This window comes from Crenobacter sp. CS_VA4 (assembly GCF_055597485.1).
Window position 1 is genome coordinate 215949 of the sequence record NZ_JBVMAE010000002.1, and the last position, 18750, is coordinate 234698.

The following is an 18750-nucleotide window of genomic DNA, read 5'->3' on the forward strand; positions in this document are numbered from 1 at the left end:
AAGCCGTTTCGACCTCCGGAGATATCGCATGATTTTGCCAAATTCAAATCGATTCGACGAACACTGCTACTTCAACATCAAGGCCATACAAAGTCAGGACCCGCTGCACGCCGATGAAAAGCTGGCCACGCTACCCGCATTGAATCGCAATGCCGATATTGCAGGGCTTGTACAGATTCTCCTGTCTCTTGTCGACAAGATCACGACGACCAGGATCGCGACGGCCGAGGCCGCCCTGGCGGCGATGCGGGATATCGGTATCGTAGCCGGCTCTTTGAAACGCCATGGCGTTGAGCCGGTTGTCGCCGTGCCCGGCATCGAGCCGCCGCTCCTCGCTCTTGGCCGCTACACCAATATGATTCCCCGGGATACGGTCCATCACTACACCTCATGGAACCCGCCTGGTGAACGCAGACGAACCTATACCGATGACGAGCAGGAGCTATGGCTGCAGGACGCGGTAGTCCGCGTCTTCCCGAACCTAAGCGCTTCGCTGTCCATTAGCGAAGTGCTTAGCGAGATGAACCCGAGAGACGCCCGATTTGGACCGATGGTCGGGATGCTTGGGGATGCGAGCCGATCCATGGTCGAAGCGATCGATTCAGTTACTTCGAGAGTTTCGCCAGTCTTTTTTGCTCAAGTCATGCGCCCCTATTTCGAAGAGATAACTGTCAACGGAGTCAGTTATCTCGGCCCGGCCGCGGCACAGGCGCCATTATGGCTCGTCGACCTCTGCGTATGGGCGTCCGATCGAAACCAGCCCGACTACAACCGCTTCTTATTGGAATCGGTTCAATACAGCCTGCCGCCTTGGCGTGACTTCCACGCCCGTCATGCCACCAAGACCTCACTGGTCACTAAAGTGGCGGCCTTTCTCGAAGCGCAAGCCGGCGAACCGGACGAGGAAATTATCCAGAGCGCCAGCAGCCTGGCGGATCTGCTTTACCTGCTGAAGGTGTTTAGAGGCCGCCACATCGGCATTGCCCGGCGCGCCTACGCCCCGGAAGTTCGCCTCTACGAGCAGGGTAGCGGCGGCGCCCCGGTGGAGCTGCTGAAATTGATCCTGGACCTTACCCGCGAAAACGAGAAATTGATGCAAGTTCGGCCGCGCTCACACCAGCACCAAAATTCGCTGCGCCCGACTTCGGCGGTCGCGGCTCCCCAGCTACAGCTTCAGGGAGAGTATGCGTGACGACACGAATCCTCATAGCCGGTGCGGGCATCGCGGGGCTGGCGGCAGCGCTCGCGCTCCATGCACGGGGGTTTACCCAGATACGTATCGTAGAGCGCTCCCTGGACATTCAGCCCATGGGGTCCGGCATCAACCTTCTTCCGCAGGCCGTTCGCGAGCTTGACGCCCTCGGTGTGCTCGAAGACCTCATTCCCATCTGCATCCAGACGAGTGAGCTGTTTTATATGAACCACCATGGGGATCGCATCTGGCGCGAGGACCGCGGCAAGGCCGCCGGCTTCCGCTGGCCGCAGCTCTCGATTCACCGTGGCTGGCTGCAGATGCAACTGCTGAGAAAGGTCGTGCAGGCTCTCGGGCCGGAAGCCGTTTACGCGGGCAAGGAAGTCGTCGACGTGAGGCAGGGTCACGATGGCCAAGTCGCCATCTGTCGCGACCGGGTCAGCGGGGCGGAAGTGCGCTACGAAGCCGACCTGATCATCGGTGCGGATGGCATTCGATCCGCGGTGCGCCGGCTTATCGCTCCCGAAGAAGGGCCGCCGTCGGGAAATGGCCTGGTGATCTTTCGTGGCACCGTCTGGGGGAAGGCGTTCCTTACCGGCAGCTCGATGATTATCGCCGGGGACAGGGTTAGAAAGTTTGTGGTCTACCCGATGGCACGGCGGGAAGGCACCGATGAAGTCCTGCTGAATTGGGCGGCAGCGGCACCGGAAAACCCCGAGGCAGGCTATGCCCGCGGTGACTGGAACCTGCCAGTGGGACCGAGCAGCTTTGCCTTCGAATTCAAGGACTGGAAGATTGCCGGTATCGAGCCGGCGGCCATCATGCTCGGTAGCACGGACACCTTCGTCTATCCGATGGTCGATCGCGAACCGCTTCCGACGTGGACAAAAGACGCCGCCATCGTGCTGATCGGCGATGCGGCCCATGCCATGTACCCGATCGGGTCGAATGGCGCCACGCAGTCGATCATTGATGCGTGCGCCCTGGCCCATTACCTCGGCGTCCACCCTCGCCTCGATACGGCCCTAGCCGCCTATGAGGCGGATAGGCGCACCAAAATGACCGAGTTGCAAATTGCCAATCGTCAAAAGGGTCCGGAAGTCGTCATTGATATCGCCAACTCCCGCGCTCCGGAAGGCTTCAAGGACCCCAAGGACGTGTTTGGCCCAGGCGAACTGGAAGACATCGCGGCTCGATACGCAAAGATATCGGCGATGGAACGCTTGATGGTCAACGAGCCCTCACCCTACTGGGGTCCTGAAGCGAAGACCCGAGATACCGAATTTAATAAACAAGAGGTGTTGCATGGTGCGTAGTGGAGCCGCCTACCTGGCCGGACTGGACGATGGACGGACCGTGTGGCTGGGCAACGAAAAGATAAAGAATATTGCGTCATCGCCGGCATTCAGGAATGCGGCGCAATCCTTCGCACGTCTGTATGACCTGAGCCGGGAGCCGGAATGGAGGAATGCCCTCACCTACCAGGATCCGCGCACCGACGCTCGCCACTCGCGGTCCTTCCTGGTTTCCCGCAGTTATGAGGACCTCATTTCGAAACGGATCGCCCATAAGAAATGGGCGGAGGAGAGTTTTGGATTCCTGGGGCGCTCGCCAGACTATATGGCGTCTGGCTTCGCCGGCTTTGCTGCCCGCACTGACGTTTTCGCCGGAGGCGACTTTGATGGCTCTAGCAATGTGCTCTCGCTCTACCAGAGAATTGCCGACCAGGATCTCTTTCCGGCCTTCACCATCACCAACCCGAAAATTGACAAGACAAAGAGCTTGGCACAACAGGGACCGGATAATGATATCGGCGTTCGCGCCGTGCGTGAAACCGATGGCGGAATTTTTGTCAGCGGCGCAAAAGCGATAGGAACCGCCGCCGTCTTTGCCGACGAAATCATCGTCGGAACGATCGAGCCGCTATCTCCGGACGATATCGACTACGCACTGAGCTTTGTCGTCGCACCAGGAACGCCTGGGGTCAGCCTTGTTTCACGCGGCTCGTATGAGACCGCCGCACGCAGCGCGCAGGACAACCCCCTTTCTTCCCGATTTGATGAAAGCGACGCGCTATTAGTCTTGGACAATGTTTTCATCCCTTGGGAAAGGGTGTTGACCTATCGCGACGTTCACCGAACCTTTGCCATGTGGTGGGAGACACCCGCCTACACCAATATGGCGCATCAGGCGTCGGTGCGGTTCTGGACAAAGCTGGAATTCCTTGCCGGGCTCGCCTCTCTCGTCTGCGATAGCAATGGCATGGCGGGCAATCCGCTGGTTCGAACCCAACTCGGGCGTTTGTTAGGCTACGTCCAGCTCGCCAAGTCGACGGTGCTCGCCGCCGAGGCCGGCTACGAAACCAAGGCAGACGATAAAGGTGCGGTTCGTCTAAACCGGGAAATCACCTATGCCCAACGGATATTGGCCGGCGAGATTTACCCTAAATTTATCCACGAGTTGAGGATGCTTTCCGGCGGGGCGCTAATACAGCTGCCGGATTCCATCCACGACCTCGATCACCCCGACATCGGTCCGATGCTTCGGCGGTTCATCCGTTCATCGGGGCAGTCGTCCGATGAACGGATACGCCTGATGAAGCTGGTCTGGGACGCGACCGGGTCTGATTTTGCCAGCCGCCACGCCCATTACGAGCAGTTCTATCAAGGGGCTCCGCACGTGTATCTGACTCAGATGACGTTTACCGGTCAAGCTGAAGAATACGCACGCTTTGCGAGGCAGGCGCTCGACGTGAGTCGCGCTGCGGGTAAGCCGGTTCAGTGACAATAGAAGTTGAAAAGGGAAGCAACACGATGAATCTTTCGCGGATTCGATGGTTATTGGCCGGCACGCAGTTTCTTCTATTGGTGGACACCTCCATCATCAATGTCGTGGTGCCCTCAATAGCGCAAGACCTGGGCTTTACGGCTACGAGCCAGTCCTGGATTGCCAATGCGTATCTGATCGCGTTTGGTGGCGTACTGCTGCTCGGTGGACGGCTGGCCGACATCACGGGGAAGACGCGTGTCTTTCGCCTAGGACTTGTCACCTTAGCGCTTGGCTCTGCCTTGGCGGCGCTAGCTCCGAGCCCGGAATTGCTGGTGGCAGGTCGAGCCATACAGGGCATCGGGGCGGCGATGTCGGCGGCGGCCAGCTTTGCGCTGGTCCTGTCCGTGTTCGATGGCGAGGCCCGCGAGCGCGCCCTAGGCCTGCTCGCGGCCATGGCGGGCGCGGGCGGGGCCGCCGGCACGGTGCTGGGCGGCTTGCTGACCGAGTCATGGGGATGGCGTTCTACGTTCTGGATCAGCGTGATCGCCGCCGCCCTGCTACTGGCGCTCTCGAACAGGGTATTATCGCAGGTTCCCGACAAGCGTAGCCCGTCGCCGATCGACCTCCTGGGCGCACTGCTCCTGATGAGCGGGCAGGCTCTCCTGGCATTTGGCCTGATTTCCTTGAGCGACGAAGGTGGCAAGCCCGCTTTAAACTACGCCACCCTGGCTTTAGCTGGCGTATTGCTGATCGCCTTCAGCATTCGACAGCAGCGTAGCGCGTCTCCGCTGGTGCCTCCGGATGTATGGCGCAACACGGGTCTGGTGAAGGCCAACCTGCTCGCAGGCCTGGGTCAGATCGTGCTGTTCCCCATGTTCTTCATCGTGAATCTCTATTTGCAGGAAGTGCTGGGTTTCGGGCCGATGGAAGCCGGCCTGGGACTGCTGCCACTTTGCGGGGTGGTTATCGCCACCGCCTCGCAGGTGCCGCGCCTCATCGCCTTTCTTGGCCTGCGCTGCACGATGACGTTCGGCTTCATAATGGTCGCACTCGGCCTGGGCTGGCTTTCGGCCCTCAGCTGGCAGGGAAGCTTCATTGCCGATGTGCTGGGGCCGACGCTCATCGTTGGTATTGGGCTGCCTATCGTTTCCATCACCACCAGCATCTTGGCCGGCACGCACTCGATGGAAGGTCGGGAAGGCCTGACATCCGGCCTGCTGAACACCGCGCAGCAATTCGGCGCCGTGATCGGGATTGCGACGCTGATTGGCATCGCTTCCTATCATTCCGCGTCTCTGCCCATCCTGGATTCCGACTCTCGTGCGATTCTTACCAGCGGCTATTCGCTGGCGCTGATGTTCTCTTCGGTGATTGCCATGGCGGCGGCGATCTTCGCGATAGCTCCGCATTGGGATGGGAACCCCGCTGTTTCCTGGCGCACTCCGGATAGATGAAGCCTGTCCGGCTCCGGACGTCATTTGACCGGCAGGTAACCCAGCAACGACAAAGCCCGCATCTGCGGGCTTTGCTCATGGGCACACGAGACAGCTCAGCCGCGCGCCAGTTCGGCGATGAACATCATCAGGATTTCGCGCAGCTTGCCGTCGGACAGCGCCAAGAGATTGTCGCCGACGTACCACTCGAAGTAACTCGATTCGGCCAACAGGCCCGGCTGCACGCCGCCGAACAGCCAGACGCCGTAGTCGTGCGCCAGCCGGTCGCGCGCCGCGGTGGCCGCCGCCTCGCTGACCTTCAGGTGGACATGGAACAGATTGCACTGCGGCGTGGCCGGGTTCACGGTCAGCTCGGGGAATTCGCCGAGGATTCGTGCCACCTGACGCGCCCGCTCGACGTAGCGCGGCATCGCCGCCAGCCGTTCGTCGAACTGCCGCGCCGCGGCGATCACGTACGGCGAACGCTGCCAGACGTTGCCGCCGAGCCGCTTCGCCCAGCTAGCCGCGCGGGCGATGAAGTCGGCACTGCCGAGCAGCATCGCGCCGCCCATGCCGCCGATACCCTTGTAGAACGACACGTAGACCGAATCGAAACCGGCACACACCTCGTCGAGCGGCCGGCCGTAGCCGGCGGCGGCTTCCCACAGCCGCGCGCCATCGAGATGCAGGTGGATGCGCTCGGTGCTGCAGTATTCCTTAATCGCCTTCAGCTCCTGCCAGTCGGGCAGCACGCCGCCGATCTCGCGCATCGGCAACTCATACAGCGCCGCGCCGAGCTTTTCCGGCCAGGCCTTCAGGTCGTCGACCGTCCAAGCGCGGTGCGGCCGGCCGAGCGGCAGCGTGTCGAAGTGGTCAAGCAACTGGTAGTTGCTGCGTTCATGCAACACGATGTGCGCCGTCGGGTGCATCGCCGCCAGCCGGCTGCCGCGCACCTCGCACGCCAGACGCAGCGCGATGGTCTGCGCCATCGTGCCGCTGACCATGAACACGCCGGCCTCGAAGCCGAGCAGTTCGGCGACCTTGCGCTCGAAGCCGTTGATCAGCTCGCCCTCACCGTACTGGTCGTGCTGGACGCCGTTGGCTTCGCACCAGGCTGCCATCGCGGCGAAATCCTCGGCGGGAGTATGCGGGCGATGGCCCGGGACGACGGTGTGGCAGCGTTGGCGCAGTTCAAGCGGCGGCATGGCGACTCTCCATGAAAACGGGTAAGCGGAGCCCGCGCGACGGGTAGCCGGCGGGGTCGCGGCCGGCCGGGGTTTGGCCTGGCCGCAAGCCGCTCATGGTAACGCAGAGCGCTCAACGCCGCTTCTCGCCCCCAGCAGTTTTTGCGACTCAACTGATCGGCGGCAAGACCCATCCGATCCTGCGCGCCGTCCCCGCCACCCACTGACATCCGCTCGCGACACCTTGAGGGCGGGTTTTGAAGCTTGGCCGAAAGAAGAAACCTCCCGCCTTGCGAACAAGGATGGGAGGCAAAACGGCTGACTGCATCCTGGTAAGGGACGGTAGCGTCCCGTCGGGAGAATCGTTCAGCTGGCAGCCTGGCCGGCCGTGCCCGGCGTCGCCACCGGTCGCCGGCCGAGCAGCACCAGTTGGACAGCCGCCAGCACGGCGCTCGCCACCGCCAGCCACAGCGGTAAGTCCGGCCCCAGCTCGAACAGCCAGCCGGCCAGCGCCGCACTGACCGTGTAACCGACCGTGTGCGCGGCGGCGATCGAGCCGCTCACCCTGCCCTGCTGCGCCGGCGGCACCGCCTTCGCCGCCTGGTGGCTGTACGCCGGCACCATGATCGCCAGCGCGATCGACATGCCGACGAAGCCGAGCCACGGCGCCGCAAGGTGATGCCAGAGCGGCAGCAGCGCAATCGAGCCGACCAGCAGCCCCCCGGCCATCGGCACCAGTCGCGGCGACAGTCGATAGCGCGGCAGCAGCCACAACTGCACCACCAGCGCCGCCACCCCGGCGGCGGTCAGCATGCCGCCGAGCGTCGCCGCCGCGCGAGTCGGACTCCAGCCGAACCGAGCAGACAGCCACACCCCTGCCACGTATTGCACCAGGCCCAGCGCGCATTGCGTGGCGAACGCCAGCGGCCAGAAGCGCCACAGCAGGCCCAGCAATTCGCTAAACGGCAGGGGCCGGACGGCCGCCTGCGCCGGGTGTAGCGGCGGTTCGGCCAGGCGTGCGGTGGCGAACAGCGCCGGCCAGGCGATCAGCGCCACCAGCCAGAGCGGCCCCAAGGGGTCGAGCGCCAGCGTCGCCGACGCCAGCACCGGGCCGATCAGCCGCCCGGCGGTCAGGCCGGCCGATAGCCGCGACAAGGCGCCGAGGCGCTCGTCGGTCGCCACCGATGCCCCCACCCACGCCTGGCCGGACGACACCAGCCCTGACACAGTCAAGCCGTACAGAATCCGGCTCGCCGTCAGCCACCACCAGGTGGCATCCGCCTCGATCAGACCGCGCTGCGCCAGCAGCGTCAGCGCCAATAGCGCGACATGGCTGGCGGCAAAACCCAATAGCGCGATCACCAGCACCGGTCGCCGGCCGATCCTATCGCCGACCAGCGCCCACAGCGGCGCGCCGATCAGGAACAGTGCGCTGCCGATCGCGAAGGCGCTGTTGATGCGCGCCAGGCTCAGCCCGGTGGCGGCGATCAACAGCGGCTGGAAGGTGAACAGCGCGGCCTGGCCCAGGCCCATCACCGCGCAGCCGGCGGCCAGGATGACGACGAAGGAACGGGTAACGGTGGGTGAGCTCATGGGTGGACAACGATTGAATCAAGGCCGCCATTTTAGCTTGCCATTGTGTTATTGCAAACGATTCTTGTTTATGTTTAGTATAAAAAGCACCAACCACCACCGATGGATACCCCCATCATGCCGCTGCACCCCACTCCCCCGAGATCCGGGCGGACGCCCGGCGAGCTGGCTTCGGCCAACGCCTTCCTCAACGCGCTGCTGCGCGAATGGCCGCACTGGGCCCTCCACCGTCGCGAACAACTGCCTGACGACCTCGGCGCAGAACAGGCCGGTGCCGCTGGCGGCGTGCTGCTGCCGCTGCCCGGCCATAACCTGAGCGCCTGGCTGCCGCTGGCGCACTGGTCGCCGGCCGGCCGCCATGCCTTCGCCTTGCCGCTATGGTTCGCCCGCGACAACGGCGCCTGGCAACCGGGCAGCTTTGCCGAACTGGCCGCGCTGATCGCCACCGAGCCGGCCATCGCCGGGCGCAACGCAACGCCGCAGAAGGCCTGGCTGTTCATCAAGCGCGTCGCCGACAGCGCGCTGAACCTCGCCGACGCCGAGGCGGCCCGGTTGACCGAGCTTGCCGCGCTCGCCTGGCCGGACGCCGGCTACCTCGCCGCCGAACAGGGGCTGATCTACGGCCACGCGGTGCACCCGACGCCGAAGAGCCGCGACGAGTTTTCCGCCGAGGACGTGCGCGCCTACAGCCCGGAATTCGCCTCGCGCTTCGCGCTGGAATGGCTGGCGCTGGCGCCCGAGGCGCTGTGGAGCGTCGATTGCGACGGCCTGCCCGCCTCGGCGCGGCTGGCCGACCTGATCGCCGACGATGCAGCGCTGGCACGCGTCGTCGCGCAGAGCCAGCTGCCGGAAGACTGGCTGCTGCTGCCGGTGCACCCGTGGCAGGCACGGGTGCTGAAAAGCCACCCGAGCTACGAGCACTGGCGCCGCGCCGGCAAGTTGAAAGAGCTCGGCGCGCTCGGTGCCGACTGGTACCCGACCTCATCGCTGCGCACGCTGTACGCGCCAGGCCAGCGCTACATGCTCAAGCATTCGCTAAGCGTGCGGCTGACCAACTCCAAGCGCGTGCTGCAGCCGGCCGAGGTGGCGCGCGGTGCGCTAGTGCACGGCGCGTTCATGAGCCCGCTCGGCCAGCAACTGGGCGAGCGCTGCCCGACGCTGTCGATCATGCACGAGCGCGCTGCGTTCGCGATCGCCAACCCGGACGGTACGCCGCTGGCGGAAAGTTTCGTACTGCTACGCGACAACCCGTTCGCCGAGCACGACACCGCCTACGTGATGGCGACGCTGTGCCAGGACGGCCCGGACGGCACGCCCGGCATGCTCGGCAAGCTGGTGACCACGTTGGCCGAACAGTCCGGACAAGCGGTGGCCGACGTGGCCGAGCACTGGTTCGACAGCTTCCTCGAAGTGGCGCTGCGCCCCTTCCTGATCGCGATGGCCGACTTCGGCTTCCTGTTCAGCGCCCACCAGCAAAACATGGTGCTGGGCCTGACCGACGGCTACCCGTCGCGGGTGTACTTCCGCGACTGCCAGGGCACCACCTTCAGCCAGGCGACCATCGCGCAGCTCAAACCGCACGTACCCGGCATCGAGGCCGCGCTCGAGCTGCAATTCACCCAGGAAGAGACCAACCGTCTGTGCGGTTACTACCTGATCGTCAACAACGTGTTCAACGTGATCAGCACGCTGGGCGTCGCCGGTGTCGCCGACGAGCTGCGGCTGGCGCGCCGCCTGCGCCACTTCCTATTGGTACTCAAGAACGATGGGCTCAGTGACCCCGCCTTCGTCGAATACCTGCTGACCTCGCCCGAGATCGAAGCCAAGGGCAACTTCATGATCTGCCTGCGCAACGTCAACGAGACCACCGAGCCGGACGGCTCGTTCCGCTCCTACGTGCCGCTGGCCAACCCGATTTACCACTGCACCGATTCCGAGAGCCGTCCATGACCACCCTGCCCCCAATCGATCTGTCCGGCGGCCGCAGCGCCGCCTGCCTCGCCGAGGCCGACACGCTGACCCTGCTGCTCGACGGCCGCAGCGCCGCCCGTTTCAGCGCACAACGCGCCGAGCGCCACCTGACGCTGACGCTAGAAGGCGGCGTCGACGCCGCGCTGCCGCCGGCCGCGCTGTACGCGCTGTTGGCCGAAACCTTCCGCAGCGACCGCGACACCCGTCGCGTCACGCTGGCACTCGGCGCGGTGCCGGACTTCGCCGCCGCCGCGCACCGGCTAGGCCTGGTGCAGACGCTGAGCGACGCCGGCAACGCCGACGCCTACCGCGACGCGTTCTGGCAGCTGCCGGGGCCGTGGCTGACCGCGCCGTCGTCCGGGCTGTTCCCGCTGCGCCATAACATGACTGGCAATACCCAGCACCCGCTGCGCCCGCCCAAGCCGCGCGGCGAGGTGTACCGCCGCTACCTGCCGGAGATCGGCGAGACGCTGTCGTTCCGCACCGTCGACCCGGACCGCGACCTCGACGTGTTCCATCAGTGGATGAACCAGCAGCGCGTCGATCACTTCTGGGAGATGGCCGGCAATCGCGAGGCGCACGCCGAATACCTGGCCAAGCTGCTGGCCGACCCGCACAGCCACCCGCTGATCGGCTGCTTCGACGACGTGCCGTTCGGCTATTTCGAGACCTACTGGGCCAAGGAAGACCGTATCGCACCGTTCTACGACGCCGACGACTACGACCGCGGCTGCCATGTGCTGGTCGGCGACAGCCGCTTCCGCGGGCCGCGCCGCTTCCCGCTATGGATACGCGCGATCGCCCACTACCTGTTCATCGACGAGCCGCGCTGCCACCGCTTCGTCGGCGAACCGCGCGTCGACAACAGCCGCTTCATCCAGCACCTGCAGGACCACGGCTTCGTCAAGCGCAAGGAATTCGACTTCCCGCACAAGCGCGCCGCCCTGGTGGTGATGGAGCGCGACGTGTTCTTCGACCAGTTCGGACTGTGAGGCGGCGATGAACCACGCGCATCACCCGATCACCGCCCAGGCCGACCCGGCGCTGTGGCGGCTGGCCAATCGCCGGCTACTGACCAAGCTGCTGTCCGAGTTCGCCTACGAGGGGCTGATCGAGCCGCTCGAAACCGCCCCCGGCCAATTCCGCGCCCGCGCCGGCAAGGCGTACTACGGCTGGCACGGCCGCATCAACGCCTGGGGCATGCCGGTGATTGCCGCCGACACTGTCTACCGCGATGTCGACGGCCAACGGGAACCGGCCTGGGACGCGCTGCAGGCGCTCGCCGACCTGGCGAGCGAGCTGCCGACCCCGGCGCTGACGCTGGCGCAGTACGCGAGCGAAATGCAGCAGACGCTGCTCGCCGACCTGCAGTTGCTCGCCATGCGACGCGGCCTGAGCGCCGCCGAGCTGCTGGCCTTGCCGGCCGACCGGCTCAACAGCCTGCTCGACGGCCACCCGAAGGCCGTGCCGAGCAAGGGCCGGGTCGGCTGGGGCCTGGCCGAGCACCACGCCTACGGCACCGAGAGCGCCCGGCCGTTCGCGCTGCACTGGCTGGCGGTGTCGCGCGAGCTCGCCCCGCTGTTCCTCGCCGAGGGGCTCTCCGAGCAGCAACTGCTGGCCGCCTCCTGCGACGGCGTCGAGCAGGCCCGGCTGCTGGCCAAGTTGACCGAACACGGCGCCAGCCGTGCCAGCCACTGGCTGTTGCCGGTCCACCCCTGGCAGTGGCAGACCCATATCGCCGGCCAGTTCGCCGGGCTGTTGGCCAGCGGCGAGCTGATCCACCTGGGCGAATTCGGCGATAGCTACGTGCCGCAGCCGTCGCTGCGCACCCTGTCCAACCACGACCGCCCCGACGCCTTGCACCTGAAGCTGACGCTGACCGTGCTCAACACCTCGAGCTACCGCGGCCTACCGGGCAAGTACCTGGCGATCGGCCCGGCGCTGTCGCGCTGGCTCAGCGACACGGTGGCGGGTGACGCAACGTTGGCTGAAGGCCGGGTGCTGGTGCTCGAGGAGCCGGCCGGCGGCCATGTGCCGCACCCGTTCTACAGCCGGCTCGACGGCGCGCCGTACCACCTGAACGAGCTATTGGGCGCGGTGTGGCGGGTCAGCCCCGAGTCGCTGCTCGACGACGGCGAGCGGGCGCTGATGTTCGCGGTGCTGCAGCAGTGCGACGACCAGGGCCGCCCGCTCGCCGCCGAGCTGATACGCCGGTCCGGCCTGACGCCCGCGGCTTGGCTGACCCGGCTGTTCGACCGCTGCGTGGTGCCGCTCTACCACCTGCAGTGCCGCTACGGCTTGGGCTTTATCGCGCACGGCCAGAACCTGACGCTGATTCTCGATGGCAGCGTGCCGGTCGGCGTGGCGCTGAAGGACTTCCAGGGCGACCTGTTCCTCGCCGACATCGCGCTGCCTGAGCACGCCAGCCTGCCCGCCACCGTCAAGGCGGCTCTGCCGACCATGCCGCCGCACTACCTGATCCACAATCTGTGGACGGCGCTGTTCGGCAGCGTGTTCCGCTTCATGGCGAGCGTACTGGCCGATGCCGACGTGATAGCCGAGCCGGTGTTCTACCACCTGCTGTCCACCCGGCTGCGCGCCTACCAGGCCGCCCACCCCGAGTTGGCCGAACGTTACGCGCTGTTCGACCCGTTCACCGCCGAGATGCCCCGCCTGTCATTGAACCGCGCCCGCTTCGTCGCCGGCTACGGCGACAGTGCCGAGCGGCCCATCCACGCCCTCGGCCCGACTCTGCTCAACCCGCTGGCCGCGCACGACGCGCGCCCCGTCTGAAAGGACCTCACCATGACTACCCGTCTGAATGTCGCCGGCATCGGCGTCGGCCCGTTCAACCTGAGCGTCGCCGCCCTGCTCGCCCCGCTCACTGAACTTAAAGCCGGCTTCTTCGAGCGCCACCCGCGCTTCGACTGGCACCCCGGCATGATGCTGCCCGGCACCCGGCTGCAGACCTCGTTCCTAAAGGACCTGGTCACCTCGGCCGACCCGACTAGCCGCTACTCGTTCCTGGCCTACCTGGTCGCGAATCAGCGCTTCTACCGCTTCATCAACGCCGAATTCCCGCGCATCGAGCGCCGCGAATTCGCCGACTACCTGCGCTGGGTCGCCCAGCAGCTGCCCAACCTGCACTTCGGCAGCGAGATCCGCGAGGTGCGCCATAACGGCGAGCGCTTCGTGCTCAGCTTCGCCGACCGCCAGGTCGAGGCTGAGCAGCTGGTGGTCGCGACCGGCTCGGTGCCGCACGTACCGGATTGGGGCGCGCCGCACCTGGGCGAGCAGACGCTGCACGCCAGCCAGTACATGACCACGCCGCTGAGCCTCGCCGGCAAGCGCGTGGTCGTGATCGGCGGCGGCCAGAGCGGCGCCGAGATCGTGCTCGACCTAATGGGCGGCGCGCGCGGCGAGCTCGCGTCGCTGACGCTGGTGAGCCGCCGCCCGACGCTGGAGCCGCTGGACGAGAGCCCGTTCACCAACGAGTTCTTCACCCCGGACTACGTCAGCGCCTTCCACCGCCTGCCCGAGGAGCGCAAGCCGGCTATCGTCGAGCGCCAGAAGCTCGCCAGCGACGGCATCTCGCCCGACACGCTGCGCGAACTGACCCAGGCGCTGTACGTCGCCGACTTCCTCGACGCCACGCAGAGCCGCCCGAGCCTGCTGCCGTTCCGCGAAGTGTGCGCAATGCGCCGCGACGGCAAGGCCTTGAGCCTGGCCATGCACAACGGTTTCAGCGGCGAGGACGAACAGCTTCTTGCCGACGTGGTGATCTTCGCCACCGGCTACCGCACCGCGCTGCCGTCGTGCCTGGCGCCGCTGTCCGAGCGCATCCGCCGCGACCGCCACGGCCGTCTCGCGCTGCGCGAGGACTTTTCGGCCGACTGGGACGGCCCGGCCGAACAGCGCATCTTCTTCCAGAACGCCGGCCGGCTCAGTCACGGCATCGCCGACCCACAGTTGTCGCTGGCGGCTTGGCGCAGCGCGGTGATCGCCAACAGCCTGCTGGGACGCCGTCACTACAACGACAGCGACGCGGCGGCGCCGCTCCATTGGACCACCCCGGACGAAGGACAACTGCCGGTGGTCGCCGCTCGCGCCGCCTGAAGCGATAGATAATCGTTCTCGTTTTTATTAGAATATTGGCATACCATTTCCCTTCGCGGGCCGCCTGGCAACCGGTGGCCCCTTCACTTATGAGCACAAGCAAGACTTCGCTGCTGCAAGCCGACGCACTGCGCGTAGCGCTTGGCGGCAGCACCATCATCGAATCGCTATCGGTCGGCTTCGACGCCGGTCGCGTCTATGCACTGTGCGGCCCGAACGGCTGCGGCAAGAGCACGCTGCTACGCACGCTGGCCGGCCTGATAGCACCGGCCGCCGGCACCGTGAAGCTCGCCGGCCGGCCGCTGTCCGCTCTGTCGGCCCGCGAGCGCGCCAAGCGCCTCGCGATGCTGGCGCAAGGCCACACCCCCCCTCCGGGACTGACGGTGCAAGAATTGGTCGCCTGCGGCCGCTTCGCCCACACCGGTTTCAGCCACCGGCTCGGTCGCGAAGACCGGCTCGCGATCGATCGCGCGATCGCGCTGACTTGCCTCGAGAACCTCGCCTGCCGCGACATCAGCACGCTGTCCGGCGGCCAGCGCCAGCGCGCCTGGCTCGCGATGGCGCTGGCGCAGGGCGGCGAGGTGTTGCTGCTCGACGAGCCGACCACTTATCTCGACGTCCACCACCAGATCGACGTGCTCGCGACCGTGCGCCGCCTCAATGAGGAGCACGGCCTGACCGTGATCTGGGTGCTGCACGACCTGAACCAGGCCGCCGCGTTCAGCGACGAGCTGCTGCTGATGAAGGCGGGCGAGCTGCGCGCCCGCGGCACGCCGCAGCAGATCATGCAGCCGACACTGTTGAAGGGCATCTTCGACGTCGACATGTGGCGGCTGCCGGATAGCAACCCGCCGGTGTGCCTGCCCCGCTACGTCAGCCAGCCCCAGGAGGCCGCATGGCTGCAATCCGCCTGAGCCAGCGCTCCGCCGTACCGCGCTGGGCGGCGCCGGCGGCCTTGCTCGCCATGCTGGCGCTGCTTTCGGCCAATCTGTTCCACGGCCAGCTGACCGACCCGGCCCTGGCCCGGGCGGTGCTGCTGGAATTGAAGCTGCCGCGCTTCGGCGCCACCCTACTGGCCGGAGCGGCACTGGGGCTCGCGGGGGCATTGCTGCAGCTGTCCACCCGCAACCCGCTCGCCGCGCCGAGCGTGCTCGGCGTGACCAGCGGCGCGCAGATCGGCCTGATGGTCAGCCTGCTGTTGCCCGCCTCGCTGAAATTCATCGGGGTACCGACGGTGTTCGCCGGCGCCCTGCTCGCCGCGCTGCTCACCTTCGCAGTGGCCGGCGGCTGGCGCGCCACGCCGTTGCGGCTGATCCTGGCCGGCACCGCCACCAGCCTGCTCTTGTCGGCGCTGGCCTCGCTGCTGCTGATCCTCAACGAGCAGCATATCGCGGGCCTCGCGCTGTGGAGCGCCGGCAGTCTGTTCCAGGACGGCTGGGGCGGGGTCACGCAGGCACTGCCGTGGTTCGTCTTCGCCGCCGCCGGCGCCTGGTGGCTGCGCCAGCCCCTAGCGGTACTCGGCCTCGGCGACGAGGCCGCCGCGACGCTGGGCCTGAAGATCGCCCCGCTGCGCCGCCGCGTGCTGCTGGTCGCCACCCTGCTCGCCGCCGTCGCGGTCAGCTTGGCCGGCCCGATCGCCTTCGTCGGGCTGATCGCGCCGAACCTGGCGCGCCTCGCCGGGCACTGGCACCCGCGCCGGCTGGTTCCGGCCGCCGCGCTGGCCGGCGCACTACTCTTGGCGCTAGCCGATTTGACGGTACAGCAGATCGGCGGCAGCGGCGGCCTGCCGCTCGGCGTCGCGACCGCGCTGGTCGGCACACCGCTGCTGGTCTGGTTGATCCAGCGTCAGAGCCGGCTGGTGCCGCCGAGCGCCGACGCTCTCGGCACGACCTCCCCGGCGCGCCGCTGGCCGGTGCTGCTGCTCGTCGCGCTGATTCCCATCCTGCTGGTGGTCGGCCTGCGCTACGGCAGCCTGCCGCTGCCGGCCTACGCCTTGTCCGACTGGCTGGCACGGATCCCGAGCGCCGGCGCGCTGCTGGTCGAATTGCGCCTGCCGCGGCTGCTGCTGGCGCTCGCCGCCGGTGCGCTCCTGGCGCTGTCCGGCGGACTTTTACAGCAAGTAGTACGCAACCCCTTGGCCGGGCCGGAGCTGATGGGCGTATCGCAGGGCGCCGGCCTGGCCGCGCTGGCGCTGGTGCTCGCCTGGCCGGCCGCGCCACTGCCCATGCAGTGGCTCGCCGCCCTAGCCGGCGCCGCGCTGGTGCTGGTGGTCTCGCTGACGGTCAACCGCCGGCACGACTACGAGCCGGTGCGCCTGGCGCTGACCGGCATCGCGCTGTCGGCGCTGCTCGGCGCGCTAGCGACGCTGCTGATCGTGTCGACCAAAGTGCAGGCGGCGCAGGCGGTGGTGTGGCTGGCCGGCAGCAGCTACGGCCGCAGCCTCGACAGCGCGCTGGCGCTCTTGCCGTGGTTGCTGCTGGCACTGCCGGGGCTGTGGCTCGCTCGCGCGCTCGGTTTTCTCGCCTTCGGCGACGAACAGGCCAAGGCGCTGGGCGTGCCGGTCGCCCGGCTGCGCCTCTCCGCCTTGTCGCTCGCTGCGCTCTCCGCGGCACTGGCGGTGGCCGCGGTCGGACCGGTCGGCTTCGTCGGCCTCGCCGCCCCGCACCTGGCGGGCCTCTTGGTCGGCCAGAGCCCGCGCTGGCGGCTCGGCTGCGCGATGCTGGTCGGTGCGGTGCTGACCGGCCTCGCCGACGTGCTCGGCCGCAGCCTACTCGCGCCGCTCGACATCCCGCTCGGCCTGATGACCGCGGTGCTCGGCGCGCCGTATCTGCTGATCCTGCTCGCGCGCCAGCGGCGTAACCGGCCATGACGCTGTCGGACCTGCTGACCGGCGAGCTGGCGCTGTATCGCGAGCAGTGGCACTGCGACCACAGCGATGCAGCGTTGCCGCTCGCTACGCTGGTCGACGGCTCGAGGTTGGCCGAAGCACTGGCGGCGATGACCCGCGATTACCCGGGCGCGCCGCGCCGCGCGCAGGTGTCGCAGTGGGCGAAGCACTATTTCCGCCTGCTGCTGCCGCCGGCGATCGCCGGCCTGCTCCTCGACCTGCGGCTGCCACTCGCACCCGACCGGGTCGGCCTGCGCCTCGATGCCGATGGCCTGCCCGCGGTGCTAGAGCTCGACCACCTCGGCAAGCCGCTGCCGGCCGACATCCCGCTGCAGGACCGTTATCAAGAGCTGCTGTGGCAGCACCTCAATCCGCTGATCGACAGCCTGGCGAGTCAGGGCAAGATCAGCCGCCGCGTGCTGTGGAACAGCGTCGGCAACCTGCTCGAGCACCTGCTGCGGCGCTTCGCCAGGAGCGGCGTCATCGCCGCGCCCGAGCACGCCGACGCGCTGTTCGGCCAACGTCGCCTCGCCGACGGTTCGGCCAACCCTCTGTGGCAACCGGTGCGCTACGTCGACTCGTTTATCCCGCTGGTACCGTCGCCGGTGCGGCTGCGCCGGCTGTGCTGCCTGCGCTACGAGCTGCCGGGCGAGGTGTGCTGCGCCACCTGCCCGCTGCTGCCCAACAAACCCGAGGAAGAACTGTATGCCCTGCTCGAATGCTGGCACGCCGCCAAGGCCTGACCGGCGCCGCTTCATCGCCGGCCTCGCGGCCATACTGGTAGCAGTCCCGGCGCTGGCCGCCGCCACCCGGCCGCTGCGCGTGGTCGCTCTCGAGTACAGCCTGGTCGAGATGCTGCTGGCGCTCGGCATCACACCGGTCGGTGCCGCCGATCTGAAGGGCTACAAGCGCTGGGTCGGCCTCGGCAAGGAGAGGCTGACCCAGATCGCCTCGGTCGGCACCCGCCAACAGCCCTCGCTGGAGACCATTGCCGCGCTCGATCCCGACCTGATTGTCGGCGTCGACTTCCGCCACGCGTCACTCCTGCCTTTGCTGCGGCGGGTCGCGCCGACCCGGCTGCTTATCAGCCAGCACCGCGGCGACGGCCTGGCGATCATGCGGGGCGACTTCGACCAGGTCGCCGACTGGACCGGCCGACAGACCGAAGCACGGCAGGTGCTGGCCCACCTCGACGCCACGCTCGCCGAAGGGCGCGGCCGGCTCGCCCCTCGAGCCGGCCGCCGCCTCGGCGTGCTGCAGGGTCTGGCCGGCTCGCCGTACTGCTGGGCATTCGCCGCCAACAGCCTGCCCGGCGGCGTGGTCCGCGCGCTCGGCATGGTCAACGCCTGGCCGGACAACGACGCGGCGCAGGGCATCCTGACCGTCGGCGTCGAGGATCTGCTCGCCCAGCAGGCCGACCTCGCCACCGTGGTCGACCCGCGCGCCGACTTCACCCGCGGCACGCTGTGGTCGCGGGTGCCGGCGCTCGCCCAGGGCCGCTTGGCGCGGCTGGCACCGGATACCTGGACCTTCGGCGGCCCGCTGTCGGCGCAAAGGTTGGCCGAACGGCTGAGCACGGCGCTACAGGCCGTCTAGGCACATGGA

14 protein-coding genes are annotated in these 18750 nt (G+C 67.1%); 12 read left to right on the plus strand and 2 right to left on the minus strand.

Annotated elements, in window-relative coordinates; translation table 11 throughout:
- The first annotated feature begins 28 nt into the window (after window positions 1-28).
- The 4 genes from ACZ2IA_RS02865 to ACZ2IA_RS02880 are packed head-to-tail and all read left to right on the plus strand — an operon-like array spanning window position 29 to window position 5415.
- On the plus strand, window positions 29-1192 hold the full coding sequence (locus ACZ2IA_RS02865) for a monodechloroaminopyrrolnitrin synthase PrnB family protein (RefSeq protein WP_470291057.1): 1164 nt from the start codon (window positions 29-31) through the stop codon (window positions 1190-1192).
- On the plus strand, window positions 1189-2508 hold the full coding sequence (locus ACZ2IA_RS02870) for an FAD-dependent monooxygenase (RefSeq protein WP_470291058.1): 1320 nt from the start codon (window positions 1189-1191) through the stop codon (window positions 2506-2508). The genes ACZ2IA_RS02865 and ACZ2IA_RS02870 overlap by 4 nt, the downstream gene beginning before the upstream one ends.
- Window positions 2498-3976: a 4-hydroxyphenylacetate 3-hydroxylase family protein gene (locus ACZ2IA_RS02875; RefSeq protein WP_470291059.1), complete on the plus strand. Its 1479-nt coding sequence runs from the start codon at window positions 2498-2500 to the stop codon at window positions 3974-3976. Before ACZ2IA_RS02870 ends, ACZ2IA_RS02875 begins: the two co-directional genes overlap by 11 nt.
- Before the next feature lie 29 nt (window positions 3977-4005).
- Entirely contained in the window at window positions 4006-5415 is a 1410-nt protein-coding gene (locus tag ACZ2IA_RS02880) for an MFS transporter (RefSeq protein WP_470291060.1), read from the plus strand.
- A gap of 95 nt (window positions 5416-5510) precedes the next feature.
- Here ACZ2IA_RS02880 and ACZ2IA_RS02885 read toward each other — a convergent pair whose 3' ends face one another.
- Both ACZ2IA_RS02885 and ACZ2IA_RS02890 read right to left on the minus strand, forming a co-directional pair.
- Window positions 5511-6599 carry a threonine aldolase family protein gene (locus ACZ2IA_RS02885; protein ID WP_470291061.1) on the minus strand — a complete coding sequence of 363 codons (1089 nt, stop codon included), beginning with the start codon at window positions 6597-6599 and terminating at the stop codon, window positions 5511-5513.
- Window positions 6600-6944: 345 nt separating this feature from the next.
- A complete protein-coding gene (locus ACZ2IA_RS02890; RefSeq protein WP_470291062.1) occupies window positions 6945-8171 on the minus strand; it encodes an MFS transporter in 1227 nt (408 codons plus the stop codon).
- A gap of 102 nt (window positions 8172-8273) precedes the next feature.
- Between ACZ2IA_RS02890 and ACZ2IA_RS02895 the strand changes: the two genes are divergently transcribed.
- The 8 genes from ACZ2IA_RS02895 (at window position 8274) to ACZ2IA_RS02930 (ending at window position 18741) form a co-directional block, all read left to right on the plus strand.
- Window positions 8274-10121 (plus strand): IucA/IucC family protein, encoded by a 1848-nt coding sequence (locus tag ACZ2IA_RS02895; RefSeq protein ID WP_470291063.1) that lies wholly within the window; start codon window positions 8274-8276, stop codon window positions 10119-10121.
- Window positions 10118-11134, plus strand: coding sequence for a GNAT family N-acetyltransferase (locus ACZ2IA_RS02900; RefSeq protein ID WP_470291064.1), 1017 nt, complete (start codon window positions 10118-10120; stop codon window positions 11132-11134). The genes ACZ2IA_RS02895 and ACZ2IA_RS02900 overlap by 4 nt, the downstream gene beginning before the upstream one ends.
- A 7-nt stretch (window positions 11135-11141) precedes the next feature.
- Window positions 11142-12935 carry an IucA/IucC family protein gene (locus ACZ2IA_RS02905; protein WP_470291065.1) on the plus strand — a complete coding sequence of 598 codons (1794 nt, stop codon included), beginning with the start codon at window positions 11142-11144 and terminating at the stop codon, window positions 12933-12935.
- A gap of 12 nt (window positions 12936-12947) precedes the next feature.
- The gene (locus tag ACZ2IA_RS02910) at window positions 12948-14258 is read left to right on the plus strand and encodes a lysine N(6)-hydroxylase/L-ornithine N(5)-oxygenase family protein (protein WP_470291066.1); all 1311 of its coding nucleotides are present in this window, start codon (window positions 12948-12950) and stop codon (window positions 14256-14258) included.
- Between the two features lie 89 nt (window positions 14259-14347).
- A complete protein-coding gene (locus ACZ2IA_RS02915) occupies window positions 14348-15172 on the plus strand; it encodes an ABC transporter ATP-binding protein (RefSeq protein WP_470291067.1) in 825 nt (274 codons plus the stop codon).
- Window positions 15154-17127 carry an iron chelate uptake ABC transporter family permease subunit gene (locus ACZ2IA_RS02920; protein ID WP_470291068.1) on the plus strand — a complete coding sequence of 658 codons (1974 nt, stop codon included), beginning with the start codon at window positions 15154-15156 and terminating at the stop codon, window positions 17125-17127. Before ACZ2IA_RS02915 ends, ACZ2IA_RS02920 begins: the two co-directional genes overlap by 19 nt.
- Window positions 17124-17888, plus strand: coding sequence for a siderophore-iron reductase FhuF (gene fhuF / locus ACZ2IA_RS02925; RefSeq protein WP_470291069.1), 765 nt, complete (start codon window positions 17124-17126; stop codon window positions 17886-17888). The genes ACZ2IA_RS02920 and fhuF overlap by 4 nt, the downstream gene beginning before the upstream one ends.
- A complete protein-coding gene (locus ACZ2IA_RS02930) occupies window positions 17851-18741 on the plus strand; it encodes an ABC transporter substrate-binding protein (protein WP_470291070.1) in 891 nt (296 codons plus the stop codon). Before fhuF ends, ACZ2IA_RS02930 begins: the two co-directional genes overlap by 38 nt.
- Window positions 18742-18750 lie beyond the last annotated feature (9 nt).

What these genes read in the sequence shown, in the direction of transcription:
- ACZ2IA_RS02885 (WP_470291061.1), bottom strand. Translation starts at nt 6,599, where the DNA reads ATGCCGCCGCTTGAACTGCGCCAACGCTGCCACACCGTCGTCCCGGGC.
- fhuF (WP_470291069.1), top strand. Translation starts at nt 17,124, where the DNA reads ATGACGCTGTCGGACCTGCTGACCGGCGAGCTGGCGCTGTATCGCGAG.
- ACZ2IA_RS02880 (WP_470291060.1), top strand. Translation starts at nt 4,006, where the DNA reads ATGAATCTTTCGCGGATTCGATGGTTATTGGCCGGCACGCAGTTTCTT.
- ACZ2IA_RS02895 (WP_470291063.1), top strand. Translation starts at nt 8,274, where the DNA reads ATGGATACCCCCATCATGCCGCTGCACCCCACTCCCCCGAGATCCGGG.
- ACZ2IA_RS02865 (WP_470291057.1), top strand. Translation starts at nt 29, where the DNA reads ATGATTTTGCCAAATTCAAATCGATTCGACGAACACTGCTACTTCAAC.
- ACZ2IA_RS02900 (WP_470291064.1), top strand. Translation starts at nt 10,118, where the DNA reads ATGACCACCCTGCCCCCAATCGATCTGTCCGGCGGCCGCAGCGCCGCC.
- ACZ2IA_RS02890 (WP_470291062.1), bottom strand. Translation starts at nt 8,171, where the DNA reads ATGAGCTCACCCACCGTTACCCGTTCCTTCGTCGTCATCCTGGCCGCC.
- ACZ2IA_RS02875 (WP_470291059.1), top strand. Translation starts at nt 2,498, where the DNA reads ATGGTGCGTAGTGGAGCCGCCTACCTGGCCGGACTGGACGATGGACGG.
- ACZ2IA_RS02905 (WP_470291065.1), top strand. Translation starts at nt 11,142, where the DNA reads ATGAACCACGCGCATCACCCGATCACCGCCCAGGCCGACCCGGCGCTG.
- ACZ2IA_RS02915 (WP_470291067.1), top strand. Translation starts at nt 14,348, where the DNA reads ATGAGCACAAGCAAGACTTCGCTGCTGCAAGCCGACGCACTGCGCGTA.
- ACZ2IA_RS02930 (WP_470291070.1), top strand. Translation starts at nt 17,851, where the DNA reads ATGCCCTGCTCGAATGCTGGCACGCCGCCAAGGCCTGACCGGCGCCGC.
- ACZ2IA_RS02910 (WP_470291066.1), top strand. Translation starts at nt 12,948, where the DNA reads ATGACTACCCGTCTGAATGTCGCCGGCATCGGCGTCGGCCCGTTCAAC.
- ACZ2IA_RS02920 (WP_470291068.1), top strand. Translation starts at nt 15,154, where the DNA reads ATGGCTGCAATCCGCCTGAGCCAGCGCTCCGCCGTACCGCGCTGGGCG.